We start from the raw sequence: 24066 nt of genomic DNA, 5'->3' as shown, positions 1-24066 counted from the left end.
ACCAACGCCGCGGTCGGGTTTCGCTATTGTTCCAATTTGTGTTGGGCCGGCGCCGGCACGATTCGAACGCTACACGCGCACGCCGGCCGCCCAGACCCCCGCGACGGTCCGATCTCACACCGATCGCGGTGCGCCGACGTTCGACGGGCGTTCACCGCGAGTTCGACAAGCTACGTTGTCCTATCCCAAACAAAATTGTTTTAGGGGAGCGTGCAGAGATGACGGGTGATGCCACCCATCGCGCTTCCACACGACGCCAAGGCCGGGCCGACGAAGCCGGAGGTCCGCGCCGTCGTCCGTTCGAAGCTCGCGCTCGAGCCGGACGACCACTTCGCGGAGGTCGGCTCCTGCACGGGGGCCGTCACCATCGAGGCCGCACAGCGGGCCGGCCGGGTGACCGCCCTCGAGCGGAAGCCCGAGCGGCTCGAGACGACCGAGAAGAACCTCGCGGCGAACGCGGAGACGGTGCGCGCGGAGGTCGGCCTTCGGAACGCGGAGGCGCCCGAGGGCCTTCCGGACGACGCCGACGCCCTCTTCCTCGGCGGCAGCCGCAACTTCGAGGCGGTGCTCGACCACGCCGTCGAGACCGAGGTCGATCGGATCGTGATGAACGTCTCCCGCCTCGAGGTCGCCGGCCGCGCGACCGAGGCCTTCCGAGAGCGCGGGATCCTCGAGGAGGTCGTCCAGTTCCAGGTGAGCCACGGCTACGAACTCGCCGGAGCGACGAGTTTCGAGTCGGACAACCCGGTGTACATGCTGGTCGGGAGCGCCTCACCCCCGGACGAGGAATCTGACGAGGACGACGGGAAGACGGTCGCCGCAGACGGGGGCCGGGAGGCGACCCGATGACCCTCTACGGCGTCGGCCTCGGCCCCGGCGAGGCGGACCTCGTCACGGTTCGGGGAAAGGCGGTCCTCGAGAACGCCGACGTGGTCTACTCGCCCGGCAGACTCTCGCGATCGGTGGCGCTCGAGCACGTCGACGAGTCGAAGATCGGGGACCTGGACTTCCCGATGACGAAGGACGAGGCGAAACTGCGCGAGGCGTGGAAGGAGGCCGCGGCGGAGGTCGCACCGCGGGCGACGGAGGGCGACGTGGCGTTCGTCACCCTCGGCGATCCGAACGTCTACTCGACGTTCGGCCACCTCCGGCGGACGATCGAGGCGTTTCACCCCGACGTGGAGACGGAGATCGTCCCCGGCGTGAGCGCGATGACGGCGTTCGCGACGGCGCTGGGCGTCGAGATCGAAGCCGGCGCGGGCCTCTCGCTGCGGGAGGCGGCGAACGGGGAGAGCCCCACCGGGCCGGACCGGATGATCCTGTTCAAGGTCACCGACGCGCCCACGACCCACGAGGGGCTCGTCGAGGCCGGCTACGACGTGATCTACGGCCGTCGGCTGTTCATGGAACAGGGAGAGACGATCGTGACGGACGATCCCGAGGAACTCGCCGAGCGCGACTACTACACGCTCGCGTACGCCGAGAAGCGCGACCTCGAGATCGAGTCGGCGACGGCGGTGTTCACCCAGGAGGCCGCTGGCGACGGCGACGAACCGGCGGACGTCGACGAGGCGACGGACGACCCGAGCGGTGAGACGATCGCGGACGGCGGGGAGGCGGTCGAACTCGAGCGGACGGAAGCCTGCGAGGGTGGCGATTGCGGCGGTCACGGAGGGCACGAGCACTAATGACGGACACGGACGAGAGGACGGCGGAGGCGGACGGCGGCGACCCCCAGGCGGCGATCGACGCCCAGGGCGAGCGCCGCCGCGAGGAACTGGACGACAGAATCTTCGAGTACAGCGCCGGCGACGAGCAGGAGGGGATCCCCTTCGTCGGCGCCGGCCCCGGCAACCCGCGGCTGCTGACCGTGGCGGGCAAGGAACTGCTCGAGGCGGCCGACCTGGTCGTTCACGCCGGATCGCTGGTCAACAGCGAGGTGCTCGACCTGTACTGCGCCGACGCCGAGTTGGTGAACTCCGTCGGCAAGGATCTCGAGGAACTGATCCCGCTGATGCGGGACGCCTACGAGGACGGGCAGAACGTGGTCCGCCTGCACAGCGGCGACCCCGCCATCTACGGCGCGGCGCTCGAGCAGATGGACGCGCTCGAGCACGAGGGCGTCCCCACCTACTTCGTTCCGGGCGTCACCTCGGCCTTCGCGGCCAGCGCGACCCTGCGAACCCAGCTGACGCTCAACGAGGTCTCGAATCACGTGGCGTTCACCCGGCCGCAGGGGAAGACCCTGACCGAGGAGGAGGACCACATCTCCGACTTCGTCGGGATGGGCGACGTGACGACCTGCATCTACCTCGGCACCCACGCGGTGCGCGAGACGATGGATCGGCTGCTCGAGGACGGCCACGATCCGGACATTCCGGTGGCCGTGGTCTATCACGCCTCGTGGCCGGACGAGGACGTCATCGTCGGGACGGTCGGGACGGTCGCCGATAAAGTGGAAGACGCAGGGTATCGAGCGTCGGCGCTCGTGCTAATCGGCGACGCGGTGACGGGCGCCGGCTACGAGCGCTCGTTCCTCTACGGCGACTGGGCCAATCGAGGCTCTTCGAAGGGCACGAGCGAGACGGAGGCGGGCGATGACTAGGATGGGTGCAACTAGTCGTCGAAAACATGGTGAAAGCCCCCAGCGCGCTCGACGGCTGCGACTCGCTGCGCTCCTCACTCGCTTCGCTCGTTCCGGTGCTTACGTCGTCTCGCTCGCCGAGCGCGCTGGCCCCTTTCAGTCCCACCCGAGCGGTGGTTCGGATGGCTGTTTTGAGCGTGGAACGTTCGGTACGCAGGTGGTTACGACATGAGTTCAGGATCAGACGATAAGACGAGTTCGAGTACAGGATCGGGATCGGGGTCGAGCGGCGGTCACTGTTCGACCCCCGACAGCGACGGGGAGGTCGCGGAGGAGATCGCGATCGTCTCCTTCGAGCGGAAGATGGACACGGCCGAGGAGATCGTGGAGGGAATCGGCGATCGGTACGAGTCGATCGACATCCTCGAGTACCACGGCGACGTGTTCGAGGAGCACTGGGGCGAGTACGACTGTTTCGTCGGCCTCATGGCCTCGGGCATCGCGATGCGGAAGACGGCCCACCTGCTCGACGACAAGTGGGAGGACCCCGCGATCGTCGTCATCGACGAGGAACTGACGTGGGCCATCCCGATCACGGGCGGCCACCACGGCGCGAACCAGGTCGCACAGGACCTCGCGACGATGGGCGCGATTCCCGCGATGACGACCGCCAGCGAGGCCGCGGGCAAGCAGGGCGTCGAGTCCCGCGCGAAGGCGCTCGACGCCCACGTCGTCAACGGCGACTCGACGGTGAAGACGAACCTCGCCGTCCTCGACGATAACCTGGGGCCGGTCGCCCGACTCGACGGTCCCAGGGCCGTGCTCGTCGGCGACGACGTGACGGTCCTCAAGCGCAACAAAGAGGGCGGCGTCGTCATCGGCACCGGCAGCGTCTCCGGCGCGAGCAAGGAGTCGTTCCTCGCCGCCTGGGAGGAGGCCCTCGGCCGAACGGACTACGACTTCGACGACGTCGAGTTCGTCGCGACCGCGACGCGCAAGGAGGACGAGGAGGGGCTGCTCGAGGCGGCCCGGGAACTCGACCTCGGCGTCGTGGTCTTCGATAAGGAGACGCTGCTCGAGCACGAGGGGCCGACCCCCTCGAAGTCGAAGGAACTGATCGGCTGGCCGGGCGTCTCCGAGGCGTCGGCCATCGCCGGCGGCGCCGAGCAGGAACTCGTTCTGGAGAAGATCGGCTACGAGAACGAGGTCACGGTGGCGATCGGCCGATGAGCGTCGACGACACCGACTCGAGCGGAGACGCCTCCGGCGAGGGAACGCCCGACGAGCACGGCACCCTCTACGTCGTCGGCATCGGCCCCGGCCTGCCCGACCACACGACCGCGAAGGCCAAGCGGGTCATCGAGTCCGCCGACGTGGTCATCGCCTCGAGCCTCTATCAGGAGTTCCTCCGGGCCGACGGCACCCTTCCCCCCGAAGACGCCGTCGACGAGGACGGCGTCGTAACCCGCGAGGACGGCTTCGAGCAGGAGATCGTCCGCTCGACGATGGGCCGACAGATCGAACTCGCTCGAGCGGCGTTCGACCACGTCCGCGAGGGGAAGGACGTCGCCCACGTCTCGGGCGGCGACCCCTCCGTCTACGGCAAGTCGGACCTCATCTTCACGATGGCCGAGGAGGAGGACGCGACCGACGTTCCGATCGAGATCGTTCCCGGCATCACGGCCGCCCTCGGCGGGGCGGCGAACGTCGGGGCGCCCCTGTGTAACGACTTCTGCACCGTCTCCCTGTCGGACAAGTGGCGCGGCTGGGACGAGATCGAGGAGAAGCTTCGCGCGGCGGCGATCTCGGGGTTCGTGATCGTCCTCTACAACTGCTGGCGAAACTACGAGAAGGCTGTCGAGATCGTCCGCGAAGGGCGCACCGACGACGCCCTCGTGGCCATCGTCAACGACGCGGGTCGCGCGGACGCCGGGCGAAACGGCGAGAGCCACTTCATCACGACGCTCGGCGAGGCGGCCGACCACGACGACAAGGTGTCGGGGATGGGCACCTCGCTCATCATCGGCAACCACGAGACGGAGACCTGGAGCAACGACGACCGAACGTACCTCGTCACCCCGCGCGGCGGGCGTGACGTCGACGATTTCTAACCAGACCCATGAGCACGGACACCAACGCTGACGCCGACGCGAACGACGAATCGACATCCGAGTGCGGCGCCTCGACGGCGAAGACCGGGAGCGAGAGCGGCGGTTCGAAGTGCGGTGCGTCGAAGCCGACGGAGGAGCGCAGCGCCTCGAGCGGTTCGAAGTGCGGCGCCTCGACGGACGACTCGAGTTCGTCCTCGTCGGAATCGAAGTGCGGCGCGTCGTCGTCCTCGAGTTCGTCGGGTTCGAAGTGCGGGGCCTCGTCCTCGAGTTCCAAGCGCGAGAAGACGAAGGAGAAGGTCGGCTCGACGGTCGACGACTTCGAGGGCGAACCGGGCAAACTGACGGCCGTCGGCCTCGGCCCCGGTCACCCCGAGGGGATGACCGAGCGCGCGAAGACGGCGTTACTCGAGGCCGAGCACATCGTCGGCTACACGACGTACATCGAACTCATCCCGGACGAGATCACCGAGCAAGCCGACGAACTGTACGACACGCCGATGTGCGGCGAGGTGTCGCGGACGGAGGAGGCGATCGACCGCACGCTCGCGGGTAACGACGTCGCCATCGTCGGCAGCGGCGATCCGAACGTCTACGCGCTCGCCGGACTGGCGCTCGAGATCCTCGAGTCGAAGGGCGCGACGGCGTCGATGGTCGGCTTCGAGGTGGTTCCCGGCGTTCCGGCGGCCCAGTCCTGTGCGGCACGACTGGGCGCGCCGCTGGTGAACGACACCGTCTCCATCTCGCTGTCGGACCACCTCGTGCCGATGCCCGAGATCGAGTCGCGCCTGCACGCGGCGGCCAAGGAGAACTTCACGATCACGATCTACAACCCGTGGAGCCGCAAGCGCCGCGACAACTTCCAGAAGGCCTGCGAGATCCTCACGACCCACCGCGATCCCGACACGCCGGTCGGGATCGTTCACGCCGCGGGCCGCGAGGACGAGAAGGTGATGATCACCGAACTGTCCGAACTCGAGGACCTCGGCGAGAGCGAGATCATCGACATGACGACGACCATCGTCGTCGGGAACGAGGAGACGTACGTCTGGGACGACCGGATGGTGACGCCGCGGGGCTACGAGACGAAGTACGACTACTGAACTGCCGAACTCGAGGATCAGAATTTCACTATGCCACGATACGAAGTCACGGTCGAGAAGGAGGCCTGCGACGGGATCTTCGCCTGTCTGACCCGCGACCCCCGATTCGTCGAGGGCGCGGACGGACTGGCGACGCTCGACCCCGACGCGGACCCGATCTACGACTGCGAGGGCGAGGTGACCGACACCGCCGACCGCGTCGTCGCGACGTTCGACGACGACCGAATCGACGAGGCGAAGCAGGCCGCCGCGGCCTGTCCCACGGACGCCATCGTCGTCCGGGAGGTGGGAAAATGAGCGAGAGCGAACCCGCATCCGAGATCGAGGCTCCCGCAGATATCCTCGCGGGCCACCCCGCGTCGGCGTACTTCTGGGGCCACGTCGCGGGGAGCGGTGAAATCAAAGGTGAGAGTGTCGAGGTCGTCACCAACGACGAGGAGTCGGCGCGAGTCCTCTCGGTCATCGCCGGCGGCGACCTCGAGCACGACACCGCGACCCGCGAGTACGCCCACGACACCTCCGTCATCCGTACCGAGGACGAGTACACGCTCACGATCGAGGCCGGCGAGGACGGCCTGTTCGGCCGCAGCGCGACGAGCGGCCTCCCCGTCGACGGCCGCGGGAACTACCGATTCGCCGCGTTCTCTAACTACGACCGCGAACTGCTCCGCGGGATCCTCGAGGGCTGCGGCACGGTCTGCTTCAAATCGAAGAGCGGCACGGTGGGCATCTCGTTCGTCCACGACGACCGTGCGTTGCTCGAGCTGGTCCGGGATCTGATCGACGACTGTCCGGTCGAGGCGCCGTACGGCGATCTCGGGGAGACCTCCTCGGGCGGCTACTGGTTCGGCGTCGACGACGACGCCGCGCCCGACTTCGGCACCTGGCTGTACGAGACGGGCGAGGAGACGGGGCTGTTCGCCCCCAGTCGACGGCGCAAGCTCGAGAAGAGCCTCGAACAGGCCGAGGCGTACGACTGAGACCGAGACTCCGCGCGATCACCACCTCCTTCGCATGAGCACACCCGACGACTCCGACACCACGCCCGCGACGTCCGCCGACGCCTTCGACGACGAGGCCGTCCTCCTGGTCGGCCACGGCTCCCGTCGCGAGAAGTCGAACGAGCAGGTGCGCGAACTGGCCGCCGGCCTCGAGTCGCGCCTCGGAATTCCCGTCGACGCGGCGTTCCTCGAGCTCGCGGAACCGGCCATCGACGAGGCGTTCGAGGGGCTCGCGTCGGTCGCCTCGCGGGTGACGGTCGTCCACTGCTCGCTGTTCGCCGCGAGCCACGTCAAGAACGACGTCCCGCTGGCGGTCGAGCAGGCCCGCGCCGCTCACGGCATTCGGATCGACAACGGTGCCCACCTCGGGATCCACCCGGCGATCCTCGACCTGCTCGACGATCGGGCTGCGGAGGTCGAGCGCGAACTGGGCGTCGACCGCGAGACGGAAGACGTCGCGGTCGTGCTCTGCGCCCGGGGCTCGAGCGACCCGGACGCCAACGGCGACGTGCACAAACTCGCCCGCCTGCTGTACGAGGGGCGGGAGTTCGGTCGGGTCGAGACCGCGTTCGTCGGCGTCACCGAACCGCTCCTCCCGGAGGCGCTCCACGGCCTCTCGAAGCACCGCCCGGACGCGGTCGTCGTCCTCCCCTACATGCTCGGCGACGGCGTCCTCACCCAGCGCGTTCGGGACTGGACCGCCGAGTTCGATTCGGACTACCCCTACGTCACCGCGGCGGCCGGCGATCCGCTCGGGACCGACTCGCGGCTGCTCGACGTCTTCGCCGATCGGTGGCAGGAGGCCCGTTCGGGCAGCGTCGAGATGTCCTGCGACACGTGCAAGTACAAGGTGGATCTCGAGGGCTACGAGGAGGACGTCGGCGGCGCCCGGGCGATGCTCCGGGCGCTGGCCCACCGGGAGGCCCACGCCGACCGATCGGACGTCGACGAGGAGCCCCACAGCCACGACGCGCCCGAGAAGCACGTCGCGGTCTGTACGAACCGCACGTGTGCGGATATGGGCTCTCCCGCGGTGCTCGAGCGACTCCGCCAGGAGGTTCGAGACTCCGATCACTGCGACGCCCGGATCACCCGGTCGTCCTGTCTCGGCCGCTGCGGGGACGGGCCGATGGTCGCCGTTTACCCGGACGGCGTCTGGTACGGCGACGTCGACGCGGACGACGCGGAACGAATCGTTTCCGACCACCTGAATCGGGACCGGATCGTGAGCGATCTGGTCGATCAGACCCTGTAACGTCAATACCCATGAGCTGCTACGAAATCGAAGCGCTGAAACTCGGACTGATGAACGTCCTCGGCGTCGAGGACCGACACGCCCGCGAACACGCGGAGAAGGACCTGGAGGGCCACCTCGAGGGCCCCATTCGGGGTCTCGCCGAGGCCGAGAGCCTCGCCGACCTCGAGCGCCACCTCGACGCGGCGCTGGTCGACCTCGAGGAGGAGGTCGCGACGATGGACGCCGACGATCCCGAGTACGACTACACCCGGGGTCGACTGCTGGCCGTTCGGGACGCCGAACGGGCCGTCCACCGGCTGCGCGCGCAGGGCGAGAGCATCGTCGACGGCCTGGGGGACGCCCACGATCTGCTCCACGAGACGTTCCCGGTGGAGGAGTGAGCATGGCCCAGCGCGAACGCGAAACCGGATTCACCCGCGTACGGTTGGGCGAGATCGACAGCGCCCGCAGCCGGCACATGTGGACCCGATCGAGCGTCCACCTCGCGGACGACCTCGTCGTCGCGGGGCGGTGGGACGGCACCGTGACGGCGTTCGAGCGCGACTCGCTCGAGGCGGCCTGGGAGGTCGAACACCCCGAGAGCGCGGTGACCCTCGCGACCCTCGGCTCCGACGGCGCGCTGATCGTCGGCGGTCGGGGTGAGGAGGGGGTGATCGCCGCCTACGACCTCGAGAGCGGCGAGCGTCGCTGGACGTACGAGACGAGCGCCGACCTCGGCACGCCCAGCCAGGACAGCGTCTTCTACCTGCCGTACGTCGTCGCCCTCGAGACGGGCACCGACACGGACACGGACACGGACGGGGACGAGGCCCCCGTCCTGTACGCGGCCGCGCGTCGATACGAGCGCGACGGCGAAGAACGTCGGTGGCACAGCACGGTCTACGCCCTGGACGCCGACGGAAGTGTTCGGTGGCGCTACGAGGCGGACGCGTCGCCGATCTCGATCGATCTGGACTCGAGCGGCGAGCGGTTGGCCGTCGGCTACAACCGCTGCATGGGCGACCACGACAACGGCCTCGTCGTCCTCGATACCGCCACGGGGGACCTCGAGTGGTCCTGGGACCCCGGAACGCCCGGCGATCGGCGGGTGGGCGACGTCTCGTTCGTCAGTGGAGGTAACGGCGACGGGGACGGTGGACGGATCGCCGTCTCGAGCCACGGCGATAAGCGGGGCTACCTGCTCGGCCCCGGCGGCGCCGAACAGTGGGGCGTCGACCTCGCGGTCGAGACCGAGATCGGCGACGAGACGCTTTACGCCTACCCGAACCACGTCCACGCGGCCGGCGACCGGATCGCGTTCGTGACGGGTAACACCTACGCGGTCGAGAGCCGCGAGACGGAGCACCGTCACCCGAACGAACACCGCGTGGCCGCCTTCGACCGCGAGGGAGAGTTGGCGTGGGACGCGGCGGTCCGCGGATTCGTCCACGGGCTCGCCGCCGACGACGGGACGATCGTCGCCCCCTGCGCGCAGAACTTCCGGGTACGCGACCCCGAGACCCACGCCGTCCGCTGGTTCGACCTCGAGTCGGGCGCGGGCGGCCGCGAGCGCATCGACGGCATCGCGACGGCGGCGGCCGCGGACGGCGACACCGTCGCCGCTATCGAAGAACCCGTGGAATACCACGACGAGGGGACGACTCGAGGGGAGTACGCCCTCCGTGTCGGTCGGTCGTCGTGAGGCGGGGGTCGCCAATCCGACCCAACCCGTTCTCGCGGTGACCCAACCCGTTCTCGCGGTAGTCGATTCGTAGCACGCACGTCCGCGTGATTTTATCGCACACGCAAGGCCAACCCCCACAACCCTGTCCGTTGTCGGTTCGGACGTACAATGACCTCCCGTTTCGATACCGACGCGGAGCGTTCGTGGTCTCGACCGGCCGGTCCGCCCTCGCACGACCGCCGCGCCGACGGATACCTGGCGTTTTGGGATCGCCGCCGGCGACGGGTGATGACCGACGGCGGACAGGCCGAACTCGAGGACGAGGAAGCCGAAGGGGAAGGTGACGACGAGAGTGGGGCGGAAGCCGAGGAGGGGGATGCGAGCGAATCGGAAGCCGAAGCGGCCGAGGGCGAGGCCGAACAGGAGGAAGAAGGCGAAGCGGACGAGGAATCGGAGGGTGAAACGCAAGGAGAAGATCAGGAAGCCGAGGAGGCTCAGGAGGGCGAAGAGGATGAGGAAACGGAAGGCGACCAGGAACTCGAGGACGTCGAGGTCGAGGATGCCTCGGATACGGAAGCCGAGGAAGGCGAAGAAGCTGAAGGCGAAGAGGAAGGTGAAGAAGCGGAAGCTGAGGAGGAAGAAGAGCCCAAAGCCGGCCCCCCCGAAGGGGAGGGCGCCGAGGTCGTTCACCTCGACCTCGAGGGCCTGTTCCTCAACGTGCTCGGGCTCGAGGTCGACCTGAACGAGGTCGTCCTCGACGTTTCTGCCGTTCCGGGAGAGAATCGACTGCTGGGGAACCTCCTGTCGGCGGTAACCGGACTGCTCGACAGTCCGGGGGCGCTGTTACAGAAGCCGAAGGAGCTCCTCAGCGGGTTGCTCGAGAAGCCGAAGGAGTTGCTCGGCGGACTGCTGGATAAGCCTCGAGAGTTGTTGAGCGGCCTGTTGAGCAAGCCCCGAGAGCTGGTGTCGAACCTGGTCGGCAAGGCCAAGTCGCTCATCGGGTCGCTGTTCAGCAAACCGCGGGAGCTGCTCGCCGGCGGCTCCGCGGGCGAGAGCGAGGGTGAGGGCGAATCCTCGGAAGAGGAATCCGAAGCGGAGGGCGACGAAGGCGATGAAGCGGAGGACGGGGAGGAAGAATCCGAGTCGGAAGGCGGCATCGTGGCGTCGCTGATGGGCTGGGTCGGCGACAAGCTGCGAAGCCTGTTGTCGAAGCTACCGCTCGAGGAACTGGTGTCGACGATCGTCCGCGAGACGGTCAAGGCGCTCGTGGAGTCAACCGAACGGGATCAGGCGTCCGAATCCGGCGGGCAGTCCCAGTCCGACTCCGGAACGCCGGCGCAAGCGGAGGCGGGATCGTAACCATGAGCTCCGAATCCGAAGCCGAAGCGCGATCCGAGGAGGAAGAGGAAGCGTCCGAATCCGAGACGACGGAGGGCGAATCGGAAGAGACGGAGGCGTCGGAGACCGCGGAGTCCGAAACCGAGGCCGAAGACGCCGAGTCTGAGGAGGAAGCCGGCGGCGAGTCACAATCTGCGGAATCGGAATCGGGCTCGTCCCTGCTCCAGGTCGTCGACTACGACAAGATCGCGGAGAACGTCGACCTCGAGCAGCTCCTCGAAGGGACGCAGTGGGAGGGCGAGATCGACGAGGATCAGCCCCTCGGCGAGGCGCTGGGCGGCCTCATCGGGGCAACGGTCGGTCGACAGGTCGGCCAGGCCCTCGGTCGGTCGATCGGCGACGTAATCGTCCGGGAGCTGCTCGGCGAGGGCGAGGCCGAAGAGTCGGCGGAGGACGAGGGCGAAGAGCCGGAGGACGTCGAGGCGGAAGAGGAGGAAGTTCCGGTACAGGAGCGAGAACCCGAATCCGAGGCCGACGAGGAGTCCGAAGACGAAGCTGAAGCCGAAGACGAAGCGGAAGACGAGGAAGCATCAGAGGACGAAGCGGAAGCGTCCGAGGATGAGACGGAAGCCGAAGACGACTCCGCGGACCAGGCCGAAGCGGAACAGGGAAGCTCCGGGGACGATTCGGGGTCCGAAACCGACGAAGCGGAGGCGGAGCAGTGAGCAGATGACGTCGATCAATTCACCCGGACGCGAGGACGCCGGCGCCCGGTCCGCGGTCGCGGACGGTGATTCCCGTGAGTGAAAGCGAGGACGCGTCCTCGGGCGTCAAGGACCTCGTCGTCGACGAGGTGAGCGAGCAGGTTGGCGTCGCCGACCTGCTCGGCGACGGGAGCCTCGAGGACCAGCTCGACGGCAGCGAGATCGGCGCCTCGGTCGGCGGACAGGTCGGCGAGCGGATCGGCCGCGAACTGGGCGCGTCGATCGGCCGGGAGGTCCACCTGACGCTCGCCGACGGCGTCCGGGAGGGCAAACGCGTCACCGAACTCCGACGTGACGTCGTCTCGGCGGTCAAGGATGGCGTGCGCGAAGCGCTCGCCGACGTCGAGGGCCGGGACGCCCTCGAGTCGGCCGCCTCGAGCGCGGTCGGCGAGGGCGGCGTCGGCGGCTTGCTCGGGGGCGACGAGTCGGAAGGCGAGGGCGTCGAGACGGAGACGGATGAGAGCGACGGCGAATCGGAAGCCGAAACCGAGGGCGAGGCGGCGGAAAGCGAAGCCGAGAGCGAGGAGGACGAAGCGGCGGGCGGAGACGAAGGCGACGGTGGTGACGCGGTGAGCGGCGTCGTCGAGGAGGTCGACGAGCTGGAGGAGACCGAGGCGGCGGACCTGATCCCCGGCGATCGCGACTCGGCGGCCGAGGAACTCGAGGGAGTCCGTCGGGAGACCCTCGAGGATTTCCTCGGGGTGATGACCTACCAGGACCTGCAGTCGGTGGCCAAGGAAGTGGGGGTGAAGGCGAACCTCAGCCGGGAGGAGATGACCGAGCGGATCATCGAGACGGTCTCGGACGGCGACGAGGCCGACGGTGAGGGCGAGGACGAGACCGATAGCGACGCCGAGGCCGACGACGCCGAGGAATCCGGGGCCGAGTCGGCGGACGAGGACGGCGACGACGAGTCTGACGACGGAACGGACGACGCGGAAGCGGAAACGGAGGTGGAGGCCGAGGAGTAATCGTCCGCGGCCACACCGCTCCGCCGGAGAACGACCTTCCGGAGGGGAACGGAGAACGACTTTCCGGAGGGGAACGGAGAACGACCCTCAGAGGGGCCAACGACCCTCCTGGAACGGTACCCGATCGAACGACACCAATGAGCGAGACTGATACCCTGGACGAGCGCGTGAACGCCCTCCTGACCGAGGCCGAAGAGCACGCCGGATCGTTGCTCTCGAGCGGCGACGAGGGAGCGGACGGCGACGGCACCGCCTTGCTCGAGGCGGCCGAGGAAGCAGCGAACCTCGTAGAGGGGACCCCGCCGCGTGATCTCCTCGAAGCCGTCGGCCTGGATCGGCTCGAGGACGGCGGCGAACCGGAGACGATTCCGGAGGCGATCGCGCGGGGCGACCCGGAACGGGTCGAGGACCTGCGTCGTCTGCTACGGCTGGCGAAACTCTCCCACACCGCGGACGACGGTTCCGACCTCGAGGGGTCGGTCGGGGCGTTCCGCGAGCGACTCGAGCAGCGGGCCGACGCGACTGACGCGGGATCGATGGAGCCCGGATCGTCGGAAACGGACCCCGCAGACCGGGAGGAGAGCGAGGGCGAGGAGGACGTCGACGAGTCGACGGGCGATACGGACCTCGGTGACGAACTCCGGTCGTCCCTCGAGTCCAGCATGGGGGAGTTCGGCGACGACGTGCGAGCGCTCCGCGATCGGCTCGAGGAGGCGGCAGGGTCCGACGCGGGCGACGAGGACGAAGCGGCGGCCGAACGAGCGGACGCCGACGAGGTGGCGACCGAGGAAAGGGACGCTGACGACGTTGCGGAAGACGACGTTGCGGAAGACGAAGCGGACGCCGACGCGAGCGGTGATGGTGAGGAGGAGTCCCGGTTCGTCTCGAACGAATCCGCGCGGTTATCGACGGTGGCGCCGCGCCCGACGGAGCGGGCGGACATGAAGGCCGTCAGGCGGTTTTCGACGATGCCACGGAAGCGCCGCTGAGGGGGACGCGCCGACGAGATTGCGGCGGCGAACGACGGCATTCCGAAACGAGCGTTCGGAACCCCGCCGACCCGAGCCGACCTGAACCTCTTTGCGCCCCCTCCGCGTACGTCCGAGCATGTACGACTCGATTCTCGTCGCCACCGACGGGAGCGACGCCGCGACCGACGCAGTCGAACGCGGGGTCGAACTCGCCCGCCGTCTCGAGGTGCCCGTCCACGGCGTCGCCGTCGTCGAGGAGCGGACGGCCTACGACAACGCGATCGTCGACCCCGAGGAGGTCGAAGCGCGACTCGAGGAGCGGGCCCAGGCCGCGCTCTCGGCACTCGAGGAGGCGGCGCTCGAGGCCGGCGTGTCGGCCGTGACGGCGATTCGCTCGGGCGTTCCACACGAGGAGATCCTGACGTACGCGGCGGAACACGACGTCGACGTTATCGTCGTCGGGGCCCGCGGGCGGTCCTCGTTCCGGCGGGCCCTCCTCGGGAGCACCGCCGACGCGGTCGTACGGTACGCGGACGTTCCCGTGTTGCTCGTCGGCGGGGAGGACTCGAGGTCGCAGTAGGCGTCGCCTCGACCGGTCGACAGCAGCGGGGGAGTCCCACATGGATCTATCGTGGTGGGCGTCGGCGTTCAAATCGACCGCCGACGGCGCGGTTGACCGAGCGCCTGCGGATTCGGAAGCCGAACATTTACCAGGTCGCTCGTTGGAAGGTTGGATATGTCACTGCTCGTTCCCTTCGATGGGTCGGAACTGGCGACGCTGGCGCTGGAGAAGGCGTCGAGGTTCGGCGATCTGCTCGACGAAGAACTGGTCGTCCTGACGGTGATCCCCGACGACGCGGAGTACGCCCGCGAACGGGGCTGGATCGCCCGGGGCGAACCGTTCGACGTCGAGGCCATCGAAGTGGGGATGGAGACGCGGGTGTCCGAGGTCGCCTCGGAGGCGACGTTCCGAACCGAGCGGGTCTCCTCCGACGAGCCGACGTCGACGGCGACGACGAACGTGGTTCGGGAGATCCGTCGCGTCGCGGGAGAGATCGACGCCTCCGTGCTCTTCATCGGCTCCGAGAACGCCGGCTCCGTGATCGCGCCCCAGTCGAGCGTCGGCAGCCCCGTCGCGAGCGATCACCGATACGACGTCTACGTGGTCCGCGCCCCCATCGATCCCGCCGAGCGCGACGTCGAGTCGGTCCGGGATCGGGAGTTCGAGGACCTCGAGGACTGACGCGGCGGGCGGCCGTCTCATCTGCTCACCGTCAGAACGTTTATTCGTCTCTCTTCCGTCGGTACACACGAGACCATGGTCCATCGTAGCGGGGGGACGCGAGACGCTTCTGCCCCTCCCGACGCCCCCGATCGGCACAGCCCTCCGCGATCGTTCGTCGAACAGGCGAACGTCACAGACGACTCGATATACGAAACGTTCGACGAGGAGTGGCCGGACTGCTGGCGACGGGCCGCGTCGTTGCTCTCGTGGGATCGGCCGTACGAGACGGTGCTCGAGGACGACGACGCGCCCTTCTACCGCTGGTTCACCGGCGGGACGCTCAACGCATCGTACAACTGTCTCGACCGGCACCTCGAGGCGGGCCGGAAGAACCACGCCGCCATCCGGTGGGAGGGGAAACACGGCGAGACGAAGACCTACACCTACCGCGACCTCTACGTTCGGGTGAACGAACTCGCGGCCGCCCTCCGAGGCCTCGGCGTCGAAGGGGACGACGTCGTGACGATCTACCTCCCGATGATCCCGGAGTTACCGATCGCGATGCTGGCCTGCGCCCGCATCGGCGCGCCCCACTCGGTCGTCTTCGCCGGCCTCTCGGCGGACGCCCTCGCCACCAGGATGGACGCCGCCGAGAGCGAGTACCTGATCACCTGCGACGGTTACTACCGCCGCGGGAACGCGTTCAACCAGAAGAGCAAGGTCGACAACGCGCTGCTCTCGCTCGAGCAGGACGTGACGACCGCCGTCGTCGACCGATTGGGCGACGACCTCCCGCACGTCCTCGCCGAGACCGAGTTCGACTACGACGAACTCGTCGGGGAGTACCGCGGCGAGACGGTCGAACCGGTCTCGCGGGACGCCGAGGACATGCTGTTCCTGATGTACACCTCGGGGACGACGGGGCGGCCGAAGGGCGTCGTTCACACGACCGGCGGCTACCTCGCGTACGTGGCGTGGACGACCCGGACCGTCTTCGACGTCGAACCCGCCGACACCTACTGGTGCGCGGCCGACATCGGCTGGATCACGGGCCACTCCTACATCGTCTACGGGCCGCTCGCCCTCGGGACGACGACCGTGATGTACGAGGGGACGCCGGATTATCCCGACCGGGACCGCCTGTGGGAGATCGTCGATCGGAACGCGGTGGACGTCTTCTACACGGCGCCGACGGCGGTCAGGGCGTTCATGAAGTGGGGGAAGGAGTACCCCGAGAAGCACGATCTCTCCTCGCTGCGCCTGCTCGGTTCCGTCGGCGAACCGATCAATCCGAAGGCGTGGGAGTGGTACCACGAGCACATCGGCGGCGGCGAGTGTCCGATCGTCGACACCTGGTGGCAGACCGAGACCGGCGGCGTGACGGTGTCGACCCTGCCCGGCATCGGCGATATGAAACCCGGCGCCGCTGGGCCGCCGCTGCCGGGGATCGTGACGCGCGTCGTCGACGCCGACGGGAACGAGGTCGACCCCGGCGAGTCGGGCTACCTCACGCTGACTCGGCCGTGGCCGGGGATGGCCCGGACCCTCTACGACGGCGGCGACCGGTTCCTCGACGAGTACTGGCGGCGGTTCTCCGACCCCGACGCCGGCGAGTGGGTCTACGAGAGCGGTGACGCCGCTCGCGTCGACGAGGACGGCTACGTCACCCTGCTCGGTCGGGTCGACGACGTGATCAACGTCTCCGGCCACCGACTGAGTACGATGGAGATCGAGAGCGCCGTCGCCGCCGTCACCGGCGTCGCCGAGGCCGCCGTCGTCGGTCGCTCGAGCGGCCCGGGGGGAACCGAGGTCTACGCGTACGTGAGCACCGAACGGGACGCGGATCCGGAAGCGGAGATCCGCGCGGCGATCGAGGCGAACATCGAGGAGTCGATCGGCCGACTCGCCCGTCCCGAGTCGATCGTCTTCACGCCCGAACTGCCGAAGACGCGGTCGGGCAAGATCATGCGTCGGCTCCTCGAGGACGTCTCGAACGACGAGGAACTCGGGGACACGAGCGCCCTCCGGAACCCGGAGATCGTCGGCGAGATTCAGGAGGCGATCCGGGACGAGGAGACGGGCGATCGGTAGGGACCGACTACCGGTTCGCGAAACCGAAAAGACCGAAATCTCGGTGGCCGTCACTTAGGCGGAACGTGTGGGGTTCTGATCGAAGTCTCCCGCCGCTAAACGACACTATTATATTCGCGTTTCCGGATATAGCGAAGCATGGGTCTCGAGGGGGGTCGGTCGACGGCGCTCGAGCGCGAGCAGTACGAGCGCCTCCTCGACGCGGCGGAGACGTACCGGGAGGTGCTGGTGATCCGGCTCTGCGCGGAGGTCGGTCTCCGCCCGGCCGAACTGACCCGGCTGTCGACCGCGGACGTCGACCGCGTGCGCGCGGATCCGCCGCGGTACCTGCTGCGAGTGCCGCCGGACGATGAGGGGAGGGGGGATCGAACCGCGTACCTGCCGACGAGCGTCGAGCGCGAACTCCGGCGGTACGCTCGGAGCAACGGGCTGACCGACGACGACCCGATCGTCTCGGTCACGCCCCGGCGCCTGCAGATGCTCGTCTCCGAGGTCGGCGAGCGTGCGAGCAACCTGTTCGGCGACCCCTCGCTGGCGTCCGTCTCGACCCACGACCTCCGCCGGTTCTTCGCGTCGCGGTCGCTCGTCGACCGGGGGATCAACCCCCGCGTCGTGAAGGCCGCGGGCGGGTGGAAGAGCTTCGAAGCCCTCGAGCCGTACCTCCCCGAGCCGTCGGACGAGGAGATCGTCGCCGCCTTCGACCCGGTCGAGCGGGAAAGCGGGAATAATACTCACGCGTACGCGAGCGAGGCCGCAATCGACGGCGGTGAACGGTCGGTGCTCGTCGGCGACGGTCGGGTCCTACGGTCGATCCTGGCCGCGACGGACCGGTTCGCCCTGCTCCGACTCGACGCGGACGGCTACGTCGAGCGGTGGAACCGCGGGGCGGCCTCGACGTTCGGCTACCGGGCCGGCGAGATCGTCGGCACGCACGTCTCGGCGCTCTACGCGAACGACGACGTCGAGGACGGCGTCCCCGAGCGGGTCCTCGCCGACGCGCTGGAGGCGGGCGATGTCGAACTGGACGGCTGGCGGATCCGCGAGGACGGCTCCCGGTTTTACGCGACAGAGGTCGTCTCGGTGCTGCGCGACGAGGGCGGCCGCCACCGCGGATTCGCACTCCTCGTCGCCGACGTCTCGCCGTTTCACGATCGGTACGAGGACGACCGCGTCGAGCGAGCCCAACTCGAGACGCGGTACGAGGTCGCGAGTCGCCACCGCGCGGTCACGGACGCGCTGCTCGACGCGACGGAACACGACCAGGTCGAGACGGAGACGTGTCGGGCGCTCGCCGAGGGCGACGCCTACGAGTTCGCGTGGATCGATCGGACGGCGGTGGCCAGTTCCCGATCGGACTGGCGGGCCTCGAGCGGGATCGATCCGACGGCCGTCGATCGCCTCCTGTCGGCGATGACCGGGGACGGAGACGGTGACGGTGGCCGCGAGGGTGTCGGGAACGGCGTCGGCGTCGACGCGAACGCGATCGTCGACGGGGCGGCGGACGCCGCTCTCGACGACGCCTCGATCTCGATCGTGGCGGACGTCGACGCCGACGTCACGGACGACGACCGATTCGTCGGCCACCTCGCGCGCGTTCCGCTCCGGTACGGCGATACGACGTACGGGACGCTCTGGGTCGCGACCGAGCGCGACGAGGCGTTCTCCGCGGGCGAACGCGAGTGGCTCGAGACGATCGGCCGACAGGTCGGCTACGCGATCGCCGCCATCCGGCGGCGGAACCTGCTGCTCTCGGACACCCTCGTCGAACTCGAACTCGAGTGTCGCGACGACGGCTCGTTCTTCGTCGACGCCTCCCAGCGGCTGGGCTGTCGGTTCGAACTCGACTCGCTCGTCCACGTCTCGGCGTCGACGCAGCTGTACTACGTCCGCCTCGAGGGGGCGTCGCCCGCGGAGGTCTTCGACCTCGCCGAGTCCGACGAGGGGATCGGCGACTGCCGGCTGATCGACACCTACGAGGACGGCTGGCGCGTCGAGTTCGTCGTCGAGGGCTCCTCGCCGACGCTCACGCTGACGGAGTACGGCGTCACCGTCCGCGAGGCGACGTTCGAGGAAGGCGTCGCGACGATCACCGCCGAGTGCGCGGTCGACGCCGACCTCCGGACGATCGTGGGCGGCCTCCGCTCGGCCTTCCCCCACTCCGACCTCCTCGGCAAGCGCGAGGTCGAGCGGTCGGTCCAGACCGCCCGCGAGTTCCGGGAGGGCCTCGAGGAGCGCCTGACCGATCGCCAGCAGGCGGCGCTCCGGGCGGCGTACTTCGGCGGCTACTACGACTGGCCGCGCGAGAGCACGGCCGAGGAGGTCGCCGACGCGATGGGCGTCTCCTCGCCGACGCTCCACAATCACCTCCGGAAGGGCCAACACGAGCTGTTGCGGACGTTCTTCGACGCACCCTCGATCGAGGAGTGAGTCCCACTGGGTGAGGTCCCTCGGTGGCCTCCACTTGCGCCGTCGGTCTCGAACCGCCCACGGATCGTGGGAGGGTGACTCGAGGCGGCGACCGAGTACTGGTCCAGTCGGGATGACTCTAGCTACCTAGAGGGCTATCCCCGCTCCGACGCGAGCGCCCTCGAGGAGGCCGTTTCGCTCCCTCGCAGGACCTACAGCGTGACTCGACGGACGGTCTCGACCGCACGTTCGGAACTCAAACCGACTCCTGACAGTCTCGAATTCACGGATATTCTCATCGAATGCAGTTGAGACTTTGTACACCTAGATACCGTGTTTACTACGTTGCTTGTGCATCGGTAGTACGTATCATGAGTCAGGAGAACGTCGATCTCGAGGCGCGACTCGAAGAGCAGGAGGCCTTCGAGCCGCCGGAGTCGTTCGTCGAGCAGGCGAACGTATCCGACGAGGGGATCTACGACGAGTTCGAGGAGAACTGGCCGGAGTGTTGGGAGCGGGCCGCGGACCTGCTTTCGTGGGACGAGGAGTACGACACGGTACTGGAGGACGACGACGCGCCCTTCTACCGCTGGTTCACCGGCGGGACGCTCAACGCGTCGTACAACTGCATCGATCGCCACGTCGAAGACGGCGCCGGCGACCGCGTCGCCATCGAGTGGGAGGGAGAACTCGGGGAGACGCGAACCTACACCTACGAGGACCTCCTCGAGGAGGTGAACGCGTTCGCGGCGACGCTGCGGGACCTCGGCGTGGAGGAGGACGACGTCGTCACCCTCTACATGCCGATGGTTCCGGAGCTGCCGATCGCGATGCTGGCATGCGCCCGCATCGGCGCGCCCCACTCGGTCGTCTTCGCGGGCTTCTCCGCGGAGGCGCTCGCCACCCGGATGAATTCAGCGGAGAGCGAGTACCTGGTCACCTGCGACGGCTACTACCGCCGCGGCGACCCGCTCGACCACATCTCGAAGACGAACGAAGGGCTAGAGGACGTCGACCACGAGGTGTCGGACGTCGTCGTCGTCGACCGCCTCGGCGACGAACTCGAACACGACCTCGCGGAGAACCAGCACGACTGGGCCGACCTGGTCGACGACAACCGCGGTGAGACGGTCGAACCGGTCTCGCGGGACGCCGAGGACATGCTGTTCCTGATGTACACGTCGGGAACGACGGGCCAGCCCAAGGGCGTCAAGCACACGACCGCCGGCTACCTGGCGTACACCGCCTGGACGAGCCACGCGGTGCTCGACATCGAGCCCGACGACACCTACTGGTGTTCGGCCGACATCGGCTGGATCACCGGTCACTCATACATCGTCTACGGCCCGCTCGCGCTCGGGACGTCGACGGTGATGTACGAGGGGACGCCCGACTACCCGGAGAAGGACCGACTCTGGGAGATCATCGAGAAGAACGAGGTCGACATCTTCTACACGGCCCCGACGGCGATCCGTGCGTTCATGAAGTGGGGCAAGGAGTACCCCGAGAAGCACGACCTCTCCTCGCTGCGGTTGCTCGGCACGGTCGGCGAGCCGATCAATCCGAAGGCGTGGAAGTGGTACTACCAGCACATCGGCGGCGGGGAGTGCCCGATCGTCGACACCTGGTGGCAGACGGAAACTGGCGGTATGATGGTCACGACGCTCCCGGGCGTCAACACGATGAAGCCCGGATCGGCCGGACCGCCGCTGCCGGGGATCGACGCGCGGATCGTCGACACCCAGGGCGAAGAGGTCGACGCCGGTAACGCCGGCTACCTCACGGTACACAACCCCTGGCCCGGCATGCTCCGGACGCTGTACAACAACGACGAGCGCTTCATCTCCGAGTACTGGGAGGAGTACTCCGACGAGGAGGCCGACGAGTGGGTCTACTTCCCCGAGGACGGGGCCAAGATCGACGACGACGGCTTCATCACCGTGCTCGGACGGGTCGACGACGTGATCAACGTCTCCGGCCACCGCCTGGGCACCATGGAGATCGAGAGCGCGATCGTCGGCGTCGAGGGCGTCGCCGAGGCCGCCGTCGTCGGCGGAGACCACGACGTCAAGGGCGAGGCGGTCTACGCTTACGTCATCCCCGAGGACGGCTACGAGGGGAACGACGACCTCCGCGACCAGATCGTCACGGGCGTCGAGGACGCGATCGGCCCGATCGCACGGCCCGAGCAGGTGGTGTTCACGCCCGAACTGCCGAAGACGCGATCGGGCAAGATCATGCGCCGCCTCCTCGAGGACATCGCGAGCGGGAACGAACTCGGAAACACGTCGACGCTACGGAATCCGGAAGTCGTCGACGATATCGCAAAGGAGGTTCAGGGCGACTAGCCCGTTCGGCCGAATTCTTTAAGGAGGACACGGACAAGGACAAACCATAACGATTCATAACATGCCAGACAATAACACTCAACGAAACGGCGACGAATCGCTCGAGACGGACGGGGGCGTCTCGGACGTCGAGCGAGAGAAACAGATCGACTACCTGGACGTCGAGATAAACTTACTGAAACCGAACACCCCGTTCATGCGGGATCACAACCGACTGATCGTTCGCGGATTCGTCCTCTGGGCGATCATCATCTTCGGGCCGATCACGGCCACGCGACTCGCGCCCGACGTGATGACTGCGGCCATCCCGGGGATCGGCTTCCCGCTTCACTACTTCCTGATCGCGATCGTAGGCCCGGCCGGCGCGCTCTTGCTGTCTGTGTGGTACGTCAGGGCGCGCGATAAGATCGACGAGAAGTACGAGATCGAACAGATCGAACCGGTGGAACCCGGGTCGACCGACTCGGGTACGGAGGGCGCGACCGCCACCGACGGAGGGGTTGACGAATGAGCGAACTCGCGCTCGCGGCGGTCGACGCCCTGCAACCGCTGGGCGAGGCGGCCGCCCCGTTGCAGGCCGATCAGGAGTTGCTCCCGGAGGGGATGGACGTCGGCTTCAAGCCCGTCCCCGCGATCATCGTCCTGTTGATGATGGGATCGTTCCTCGCCGTGGGCGTTTTCTACAAGGTCGCGGACACCTCGGACATGTGGGCCGCGGGGCGGTCGATCGGGACCGTCGAAAACGGGATGGCGATCGGTTCCAACTGGATGTCGGCCGCCACCTACCTCGCTGTCGCGGCGACCATCGCGACGGCCGGCGTGTACGGACTGGCGTTCGTCGTGGGCTGGACGAGCGGGTACTTCGTCCTGCTCATCTTCCTGGCCGCGCAGATGCGTCGGTTCGGGAAGTACACGGCGCCGGACTTCATCGGCGACCGATTCAACTCCGACACCGCCCGGGCCATCGCCGCGGTCACGACGTTCCTGATCGGGTTCGTCTACTCGATCGGACAGGCCCGCGGGATGGGCCTGGTCGGCCTCTACATCCTCGGGGACCCCAACCTTCCCGGCCTGAGCGGCTACCAGGCGATGATGATCGTGTTCATGGTCATCACCATCGCGTACCTTGCGCTCTCGGGAATGCTCGGCGCGACCAAGACGATGGTCCTGCAGTACATCATCCTCATCACCGCGTTCCTGGTCGGACTCTGGGCGACCGGGTTCGCGGGCGGCTACTCGACGGTGTTACCCCAGCTCGAGTACGGGATGTTGATCGAGGACCTCAGCAGGGAGTTCTACGCGCCGTTCGCCGGCGGGAGCTACTACCTGTGGATCGCGACGGCGTTCAGCCTGGTGTTCGGGACGTGCGGTCTGCCCCACGTCCTGGTCAGGTTCTACACGGTCGAGAACGAGCGCACGGCCCGCTGGTCGTGCGCATGGGGGCTGTTCTTCATCTGCGTGCTGTACCTGTCCGCACCCGCCTACGCCGCGTTCGGGACGGATCTGTACTCGGCGAACGTGCGCGACGCCTACGGCGATCCCGGCATGAGCGCGGAAGCCAGCGAGGTCATCGTCGTGTTGGCGACGCAGATCGCCGGAATGCCCCAGTGGCTCGTCGGATTCGTCGCGGCGGGCGGCATCGCCGCGGCGGTCGCCACCGTCGCCGGGCTGTTCATCGCCGGTTCGTCGGCCATCTCCCACGACATCTACGCGAACATCATCAACCCCGACGCCACCCAGCGCCAGCAGGTCCTCGTCGGCCGGCTGAGCATCGTGGCCCTCGGCCTGTTGACGATCCTCTTCGCGTTGGACCCGTCGGCGCCGATCGCCGCGCTGGTCTCGTTCGCGTTCTCGCTGGCGGCCACCGTGTTGTTCCCGATGTTCTTCCTCGGACTCTGGTGGGAGAACGCCAATCGTGAGGGCGCTCTCTCCGGGATGATCACCGGATTGATCATCTGGTCCATCCCGATGTTCAACGAGGGACACTTCATGAACGAGCCGTGGGGGATCGACGCGATCGCGACGTGGATGCCGGCGATCGGCTCCGCGCTCATCGGCGTCCCGATCGTCTTCGCGGTGACGATCGTGGTCTCGCTGGTCACCGACGAACCGCCGCTCAGGACCAAGCAGCTGGTCCGGCAGTGTCACAGCCCCGACCCGATGCCGAAGAACAAGACGGCAGAGGACATCGTTCGGGAGCGAAACGAGGGCGGACCCACCCCTGCTGACGACTGA

Annotated in this window: 22 protein-coding genes; all 22 read left to right on the top strand. The window is 67.9% G+C overall.

Going from position 1 to position 24066, the window contains the following annotated elements:
* Positions 1-228: 228 nt before the first annotated feature.
* The gene (gene cbiT, locus RJT68_RS13425; RefSeq protein ID WP_407037066.1) at positions 229-849 is read left to right on the top strand and encodes a precorrin-6Y C5,15-methyltransferase (decarboxylating) subunit CbiT; all 621 of its coding nucleotides are present in this window, start codon (positions 229-231) and stop codon (positions 847-849) included.
* Entirely contained in the window at positions 846-1688 is an 843-nt protein-coding gene (locus tag RJT68_RS13420; RefSeq protein ID WP_407037065.1) for a cobalt-factor II C(20)-methyltransferase, read from the top strand. Before cbiT ends, RJT68_RS13420 begins: the two co-directional genes overlap by 4 nt.
* Positions 1688-2605, top strand: a complete 918-nt coding sequence (locus RJT68_RS13415; RefSeq protein WP_407037064.1) for a cobalt-precorrin-4/precorrin-4 C(11)-methyltransferase — start codon at positions 1688-1690, stop codon at positions 2603-2605. Before RJT68_RS13420 ends, RJT68_RS13415 begins: the two co-directional genes overlap by 1 nt.
* A gap of 207 nt (positions 2606-2812) precedes the next feature.
* The gene (gene cbiG / locus RJT68_RS13410) at positions 2813-3814 is read left to right on the top strand and encodes a cobalt-precorrin 5A hydrolase (protein WP_407037063.1); all 1002 of its coding nucleotides are present in this window, start codon (positions 2813-2815) and stop codon (positions 3812-3814) included.
* A complete protein-coding gene (locus RJT68_RS13405) occupies positions 3811-4695 on the top strand; it encodes a precorrin-3B C(17)-methyltransferase (protein ID WP_407037062.1) in 885 nt (294 codons plus the stop codon). Before cbiG ends, RJT68_RS13405 begins: the two co-directional genes overlap by 4 nt.
* Before the next feature lie 8 nt (positions 4696-4703).
* Complete coding sequence (cobJ, locus tag RJT68_RS13400) at positions 4704-5795, top strand: precorrin-3B C(17)-methyltransferase (RefSeq protein WP_407037061.1); 1092 nt, start codon at positions 4704-4706, stop codon at positions 5793-5795.
* A gap of 30 nt (positions 5796-5825) precedes the next feature.
* Positions 5826-6092 (top strand): ferredoxin, encoded by a 267-nt coding sequence (locus RJT68_RS13395; protein ID WP_407037060.1) that lies wholly within the window; start codon positions 5826-5828, stop codon positions 6090-6092.
* Positions 6089-6775, top strand: a complete 687-nt coding sequence (locus RJT68_RS13390) for a cobalamin biosynthesis protein (RefSeq protein ID WP_407037059.1) — start codon at positions 6089-6091, stop codon at positions 6773-6775. Before RJT68_RS13395 ends, RJT68_RS13390 begins: the two co-directional genes overlap by 4 nt.
* Positions 6776-6809: 34 nt before the next feature.
* Complete coding sequence (locus RJT68_RS13385) at positions 6810-8051, top strand: CbiX/SirB N-terminal domain-containing protein (protein ID WP_407037058.1); 1242 nt, start codon at positions 6810-6812, stop codon at positions 8049-8051.
* A gap of 11 nt (positions 8052-8062) precedes the next feature.
* Positions 8063-8434, top strand: a complete 372-nt coding sequence (locus tag RJT68_RS13380; protein WP_407037057.1) for a DUF3209 family protein — start codon at positions 8063-8065, stop codon at positions 8432-8434.
* Between the two features lie 2 nt (positions 8435-8436).
* Complete coding sequence (locus RJT68_RS13375) at positions 8437-9735, top strand: outer membrane protein assembly factor BamB family protein (protein WP_407037056.1); 1299 nt, start codon at positions 8437-8439, stop codon at positions 9733-9735.
* Positions 9736-10005: 270 nt separating this feature from the next.
* Entirely contained in the window at positions 10006-11076 is a 1071-nt protein-coding gene (locus RJT68_RS13370; protein ID WP_407037055.1) for a hypothetical protein, read from the top strand.
* Positions 11077-11078: 2 nt separating this feature from the next.
* Positions 11079-11780 (top strand): hypothetical protein, encoded by a 702-nt coding sequence (locus tag RJT68_RS13365; protein ID WP_407037054.1) that lies wholly within the window; start codon positions 11079-11081, stop codon positions 11778-11780.
* Positions 11781-11854: 74 nt separating this feature from the next.
* The gene (locus RJT68_RS13360; protein ID WP_407037053.1) at positions 11855-12790 is read left to right on the top strand and encodes a hypothetical protein; all 936 of its coding nucleotides are present in this window, start codon (positions 11855-11857) and stop codon (positions 12788-12790) included.
* Between the two features lie 137 nt (positions 12791-12927).
* Complete coding sequence (locus RJT68_RS13355) at positions 12928-13779, top strand: hypothetical protein (RefSeq protein ID WP_407037052.1); 852 nt, start codon at positions 12928-12930, stop codon at positions 13777-13779.
* A 118-nt stretch (positions 13780-13897) separates the two neighbouring features.
* Entirely contained in the window at positions 13898-14341 is a 444-nt protein-coding gene (locus tag RJT68_RS13350) for a universal stress protein (RefSeq protein WP_407037051.1), read from the top strand.
* Between the two features lie 156 nt (positions 14342-14497).
* Positions 14498-15004: a universal stress protein gene (locus RJT68_RS13345; protein WP_407037050.1), complete on the top strand. Its 507-nt coding sequence runs from the start codon at positions 14498-14500 to the stop codon at positions 15002-15004.
* A 75-nt stretch (positions 15005-15079) separates the two neighbouring features.
* On the top strand, positions 15080-17077 hold the full coding sequence (acs, locus tag RJT68_RS13340; RefSeq protein ID WP_407037049.1) for an acetate--CoA ligase: 1998 nt from the start codon (positions 15080-15082) through the stop codon (positions 17075-17077).
* Between the two features lie 138 nt (positions 17078-17215).
* On the top strand, positions 17216-19504 hold the full coding sequence (locus RJT68_RS13335; RefSeq protein WP_407037048.1) for a bacterio-opsin activator domain-containing protein: 2289 nt from the start codon (positions 17216-17218) through the stop codon (positions 19502-19504).
* 350 nt (positions 19505-19854) lie between these two features.
* Positions 19855-21831: an acetate--CoA ligase gene (gene acs / locus RJT68_RS13330; protein ID WP_407037047.1), complete on the top strand. Its 1977-nt coding sequence runs from the start codon at positions 19855-19857 to the stop codon at positions 21829-21831.
* Positions 21832-21892: 61 nt separating this feature from the next.
* Entirely contained in the window at positions 21893-22342 is a 450-nt protein-coding gene (locus RJT68_RS13325; protein ID WP_407037046.1) for a DUF4212 domain-containing protein, read from the top strand.
* A complete protein-coding gene (locus RJT68_RS13320) occupies positions 22339-24066 on the top strand; it encodes a sodium:solute symporter family transporter (RefSeq protein WP_407037045.1) in 1728 nt (575 codons plus the stop codon). The genes RJT68_RS13325 and RJT68_RS13320 overlap by 4 nt, the downstream gene beginning before the upstream one ends.

Source organism: Halovalidus salilacus, from assembly GCF_031852275.1.
Taxonomy (GTDB): Archaea; Halobacteriota; Halobacteria; order Halobacteriales; family Natrialbaceae; genus Halovalidus; species Halovalidus salilacus.
The sequence above is the reverse complement of the archived record's forward strand: the minus strand, read 5'-3'. Positions and strand labels throughout refer to the sequence as shown.

Excerpts from the sequence above, each read along its gene's own strand:
- cbiT (WP_407037066.1), top strand. The coding sequence starts at position 229 with ATGCCACCCATCGCGCTTCCACACGACGCCAAGGCCGGGCCGACGAAG.
- RJT68_RS13420 (WP_407037065.1), top strand. The coding sequence starts at position 846 with ATGACCCTCTACGGCGTCGGCCTCGGCCCCGGCGAGGCGGACCTCGTC.
- RJT68_RS13415 (WP_407037064.1), top strand. The coding sequence starts at position 1,688 with ATGACGGACACGGACGAGAGGACGGCGGAGGCGGACGGCGGCGACCCC.
- cbiG (WP_407037063.1), top strand. The coding sequence starts at position 2,813 with ATGAGTTCAGGATCAGACGATAAGACGAGTTCGAGTACAGGATCGGGA.
- RJT68_RS13405 (WP_407037062.1), top strand. The coding sequence starts at position 3,811 with ATGAGCGTCGACGACACCGACTCGAGCGGAGACGCCTCCGGCGAGGGA.
- cobJ (WP_407037061.1), top strand. The coding sequence starts at position 4,704 with ATGAGCACGGACACCAACGCTGACGCCGACGCGAACGACGAATCGACA.
- RJT68_RS13395 (WP_407037060.1), top strand. The coding sequence starts at position 5,826 with ATGCCACGATACGAAGTCACGGTCGAGAAGGAGGCCTGCGACGGGATC.
- RJT68_RS13390 (WP_407037059.1), top strand. The coding sequence starts at position 6,089 with ATGAGCGAGAGCGAACCCGCATCCGAGATCGAGGCTCCCGCAGATATC.
- RJT68_RS13385 (WP_407037058.1), top strand. The coding sequence starts at position 6,810 with ATGAGCACACCCGACGACTCCGACACCACGCCCGCGACGTCCGCCGAC.
- RJT68_RS13380 (WP_407037057.1), top strand. The coding sequence starts at position 8,063 with ATGAGCTGCTACGAAATCGAAGCGCTGAAACTCGGACTGATGAACGTC.
- RJT68_RS13375 (WP_407037056.1), top strand. The coding sequence starts at position 8,437 with ATGGCCCAGCGCGAACGCGAAACCGGATTCACCCGCGTACGGTTGGGC.
- RJT68_RS13370 (WP_407037055.1), top strand. The coding sequence starts at position 10,006 with ATGACCGACGGCGGACAGGCCGAACTCGAGGACGAGGAAGCCGAAGGG.
- RJT68_RS13365 (WP_407037054.1), top strand. The coding sequence starts at position 11,079 with ATGAGCTCCGAATCCGAAGCCGAAGCGCGATCCGAGGAGGAAGAGGAA.
- RJT68_RS13355 (WP_407037052.1), top strand. The coding sequence starts at position 12,928 with ATGAGCGAGACTGATACCCTGGACGAGCGCGTGAACGCCCTCCTGACC.
- RJT68_RS13350 (WP_407037051.1), top strand. The coding sequence starts at position 13,898 with ATGTACGACTCGATTCTCGTCGCCACCGACGGGAGCGACGCCGCGACC.
- RJT68_RS13345 (WP_407037050.1), top strand. The coding sequence starts at position 14,498 with ATGTCACTGCTCGTTCCCTTCGATGGGTCGGAACTGGCGACGCTGGCG.
- acs (WP_407037049.1), top strand. The coding sequence starts at position 15,080 with ATGGTCCATCGTAGCGGGGGGACGCGAGACGCTTCTGCCCCTCCCGAC.
- RJT68_RS13335 (WP_407037048.1), top strand. The coding sequence starts at position 17,216 with ATGGGTCTCGAGGGGGGTCGGTCGACGGCGCTCGAGCGCGAGCAGTAC.
- acs (WP_407037047.1), top strand. The coding sequence starts at position 19,855 with ATGAGTCAGGAGAACGTCGATCTCGAGGCGCGACTCGAAGAGCAGGAG.
- RJT68_RS13325 (WP_407037046.1), top strand. The coding sequence starts at position 21,893 with ATGCCAGACAATAACACTCAACGAAACGGCGACGAATCGCTCGAGACG.
- RJT68_RS13320 (WP_407037045.1), top strand. The coding sequence starts at position 22,339 with ATGAGCGAACTCGCGCTCGCGGCGGTCGACGCCCTGCAACCGCTGGGC.